2 protein-coding genes and 1 pseudogene are annotated in these 3,613 nt (G+C 73.5%); all 3 read left to right on the top strand.

The genetic code is table 11. The features are described 5' to 3' along the window. A partial coding sequence (locus OZN99_RS27565; protein WP_270938426.1) for an EipB family protein occupies positions 1-784 on the top strand: 784 nt, incomplete at its 5' end. Next, positions 753-1,988, top strand: a complete 1,236-nt coding sequence (locus OZN99_RS27560) for a hypothetical protein (protein ID WP_270938425.1) — start codon at positions 753-755, stop codon at positions 1,986-1,988. The genes OZN99_RS27565 and OZN99_RS27560, both read left to right, overlap by 32 nt. A 69-nt stretch (positions 1,989-2,057) precedes the next feature. Then, positions 2,058-3,613, top strand: a pseudogene (locus OZN99_RS27555) (hypothetical protein); the annotation flags it as partial.

The raw sequence follows: 3,613 nt of genomic DNA, 5'->3' as shown, positions 1-3,613 counted from the left end.
GGTCACCGGCGGGCCCCGCCACGGCGTGAGCGAGGAGGCGCTGGCCGCCGGCATCGCCCGCATGGCCGCGCATCGCGCCGCCTACCGGCTCGACCTCGGGGAGGCGCGCGGCTCCGGCATCACCGCGGTGCGCGGCGCCATGGTGTTCGACGTGCAGGATGCCTGCGAAGGCTGGGCCACGCGCCAGCGCATGACCATGACGGTTGTGGACCGCGACGGGCAGGAGATCGAGACCGTCTCCGACTACGCCACCTACGAGGCGAAGGACAATTCGCGGCTCCGCTTCTCGCTGACGCAGTCCACCGGCGGCGCGGTCAGCCAGCGCGTGGCCGGCGAGGCGGAGTTGCGCCCCGACGGCGCCGGCCGCGTGCGCTTCAGCGAACCCGCCGGCAAGGAGGAGGAGCTGCCCCCCGGCACCATCCTGCCGACGCGCCACACCGTGCTGTCGGTGGAGGCGGCGCGCGCCGGCCGCCGGTTGCTCGCCGCGCCGCTGTTCGACGGCACCACCGATGCGGGCGCGCAGGACACCACCACGATCATCTCGGGCTGGGGGGCCGCGCAGGGCCAGCCGCGCTTCCCGCTTCTGGCCGGCCAGGCCTCGAGCCGCATGCGCATCGCCTTCTTCGAGCGCGGCGCCGCCACGGGCGGCGCAAGCCAGCCGGAATACGAGGTCGGCCTGCGCTATTTCGAGAACGGCGTCGCGGACGAGATCGTGATGGATTTCGGCGAGTTCTCGGTCGAGGGCCGGCTGCTTGAGCTCGCCCCCCTTCCCGGCGGCTGCTGAGCCGGCCGCGCGGCCGGCACGCATCCTTCTCGCCTGGGAGATCGGCGCCAACCGCGGCCATGTCGCCAAGCTCGGGGCGGTCGCGCGGTGCCTGCTCGAGCGCGGGCATCGCCTATCCTTTGCCGTGCAGCAGCCCGATGCGCTGCGCGCCTTTCGCGCCGTCGCCGCGGCGTCGGAGATCCGGCAGGCGCCGATCTGGCCGGGGCTGCTCGGCCATGCCGGCTGGGGCACCGGCGGCGCCGCGACCTATGGCGACCTGCTGGCTGATCTCGGCATGGCCGATTCCGGCGTTCTGGAATACCTGCTCCGTGCCTGGGACCGGCTGCTGGCCGATGCGGCCCCGGACCTGGTGATCGCGGAATTCGCGCCGGCGGCGCTGCTTGCGGCGCGTGGCCGGCTGCCGACCATCGCGCTCGGCACCGGATACACCGTGCCGCCCGCGCATCTGCCGCGCTTCCCCGTCTTCCACCCGGATGCCACCGCACCCGTCTTCGACGAGGAGGCGCTGCTGCAGGTCGTGAACCACGCTCTGCGGCGCCTGCTGCGCGCGCCGCTCGACCGCCTGCCGCGCCTCGCCGAAGCCGACATCGCCTGCCCCGCGGTCTTCGCCGAACTCGATCCCTACGCGGTGCAGCGCCTGGCGCCGCCGGTGTCGCCCTTCTTCGATGGCGCGCCCGGCAGCGCGGGCGCGGGGCAGGGCGTCTTCGCCTATGTGCCGCGCGGACGTGCCGGCACGTTGCCGCTCGTCGAGGCGTTGGCGCTGCTCGCCGAGCGCGGCGTGCCGGTGGCTGCCTTCCTGCCTGGCCTCGCGCGGCCGGAGGCCGCGCGTCTCGTCGCTGCCGGCATTGCGCTGCATGAGAAGCCGGTGCCGCCCGCCGCAATCGCCGCACGGGCCGCGCTGCTGGTGACGCTCGGCGGACTCGGGCTGCTCTCGGCGGCGCTGGCCGCGGGGCTGCCGATGGTGCTGCTGCCGACCGATGTCGAGAAGCGACTCAACGCCGCCGCCGCGGCGCGGCTCGGCGTCGCGGATGTGCCGGAGATGACGGGCGAGACGACCGCCGCGGCGCTGGCCGACCGGTTGCAGGCCGCCCTCGGTGACGGAGCGATGACGGCGCGCGCCAGGGCGCTGGCACCGGACTTCACGGGGCGGCTGGCGGACAGCGCCGGCATCGTCGCCGCCCATGCGACGGCGTTGATCTCCTGAGACCGGCCGGTTGCCCTTCCCAGAAGGGCAACTGATACTCTCCGGAACGTTCCTGCCCGGAGACGCCGGATGGCTGCCCCTACCGCCCTGACTCTCGACGGCGTCGTCGTCGCCGGTGCCGATCCGCATGTGACCGTGATCGAGAGCCTTGGCTCCGGCACGCGGATCGGTGTGCTCGACGCGCTGGATCCGGAGGGCGACCGGCACCTGACCTTCGCGTTGACCGACGACGCCGGCGGCCGCTTCTTCATCGAGGGCCGGAACCTCCGCGTGACCGAGGGCGCCGTCCTCGACGTCGCCGACACGAGCTACGCGGTGACGGTCCGGGTCACCGATTCCACCGGCCTGTCGCTGGACCGCACGCTGGTGATCGGGCTCGCGGACGACCCCCTCCAGACCGTGCGCCGCGACGGCACGAGCGAGGACGACAGCCAGGCCGGGGAGATCGACGGGCTGGAGATCTTCCTGGCCTCTCCCGGCGCCGACACGATCGAGACCGCCGACGCCAGCGACATGGTCGCCTTCTCCGGCCGCCGCGCCGACTACGAGGTGATCGTCACGCCCGGCGGGTCCGGCGGCTATGGCGGCTACGGTGGCTACGGCGGCGGCACGCCCGACCGGACGACCGTGCGCGACCTGCGCCCCGGCGGCCCGGACGGCGAGGATCTGCTGATCGGCAGTTTCAGCGAGCTGCGCTTCGCCGACGGCGACTACCGGCGCGCCGAGATCGGAACCGCCGGCGCCACCGGCCTGCTGCTCGATGGCCGGCTGCTCGACCAGGACGTCTATCTCGCCGAGAACGTCCCGGCCGGCACGGTGATCGGACAGCTCGGCCTGCGCAGCCGTCCCGCCGACACGCTGCCGGTGATCACCACCTTCGAGGTGCTGGCCTTCCACAACACGCCGACCTTCATCTTCCCGGATACGCGCAACGACCTGTTCGCCGTGGATGCGCAGGGCCGCATCGTCGTCACCGGCGCCATTGACTTCGAGCAATACGACAGCTTCGGCCTGCGCATCTTCTACGAGGACGACCTCGGCAATTCCGCCTTCCAGGCGGTTGACGTCGCGGTGGACGACGTGAACGAAGCGCCGTTCATCACCTCCGCCCCCGGCAGCGCCGCCCCCTTCGCGCTGGCCGAGCACATGGACACGAGCGCGGACGTGCTGCTCGGCACCGTCTCGGTCGTCGACCAGGATGCGGTGGACGGCCCGAACGAGCTCAGCCTGTCCGGCGCGGACGCCGCCAGCTTCGTGCTGGCAGGGAACCAGCTGTTCCTGCGCGCCGGCACGGTGCTGGACTTCGAGAGCGACCCGCAGCTGGACCTGGTCGTGACCGTGCGCGACCCCGGCCTGCCGCCGGAGACCGCCTTCTCCCTGCCGCTCGTCTTCGCGGTGACCTTCGCGGAACTGCGCGGCACGGCGGAGAACGACACGATCGGGGCGACCCGCGCCGCGGACGTGATGCGCGGCCTGGACGGCGACGACCTGCTGAGCGGCCGCGACGGCGACGACCTGGCGGATGGCGGCGCCGGCGCGGACCGCGTCGTGGGCGGCGCCGGCGCGGACACAGTGATCGGCGGCCTCGGCCGCGACACGCTGGTCGGCGGCGACGGCGGCGACCT

Origin of the sequence: Falsiroseomonas oryzae (genome assembly GCF_027856955.1) — a bacterium.
Taxonomy (GTDB): Bacteria; Pseudomonadota; Alphaproteobacteria; order Acetobacterales; family Acetobacteraceae; genus Falsiroseomonas; species Falsiroseomonas oryzae.
This window is presented reverse-complemented; position numbering and strand designations above follow the sequence as displayed.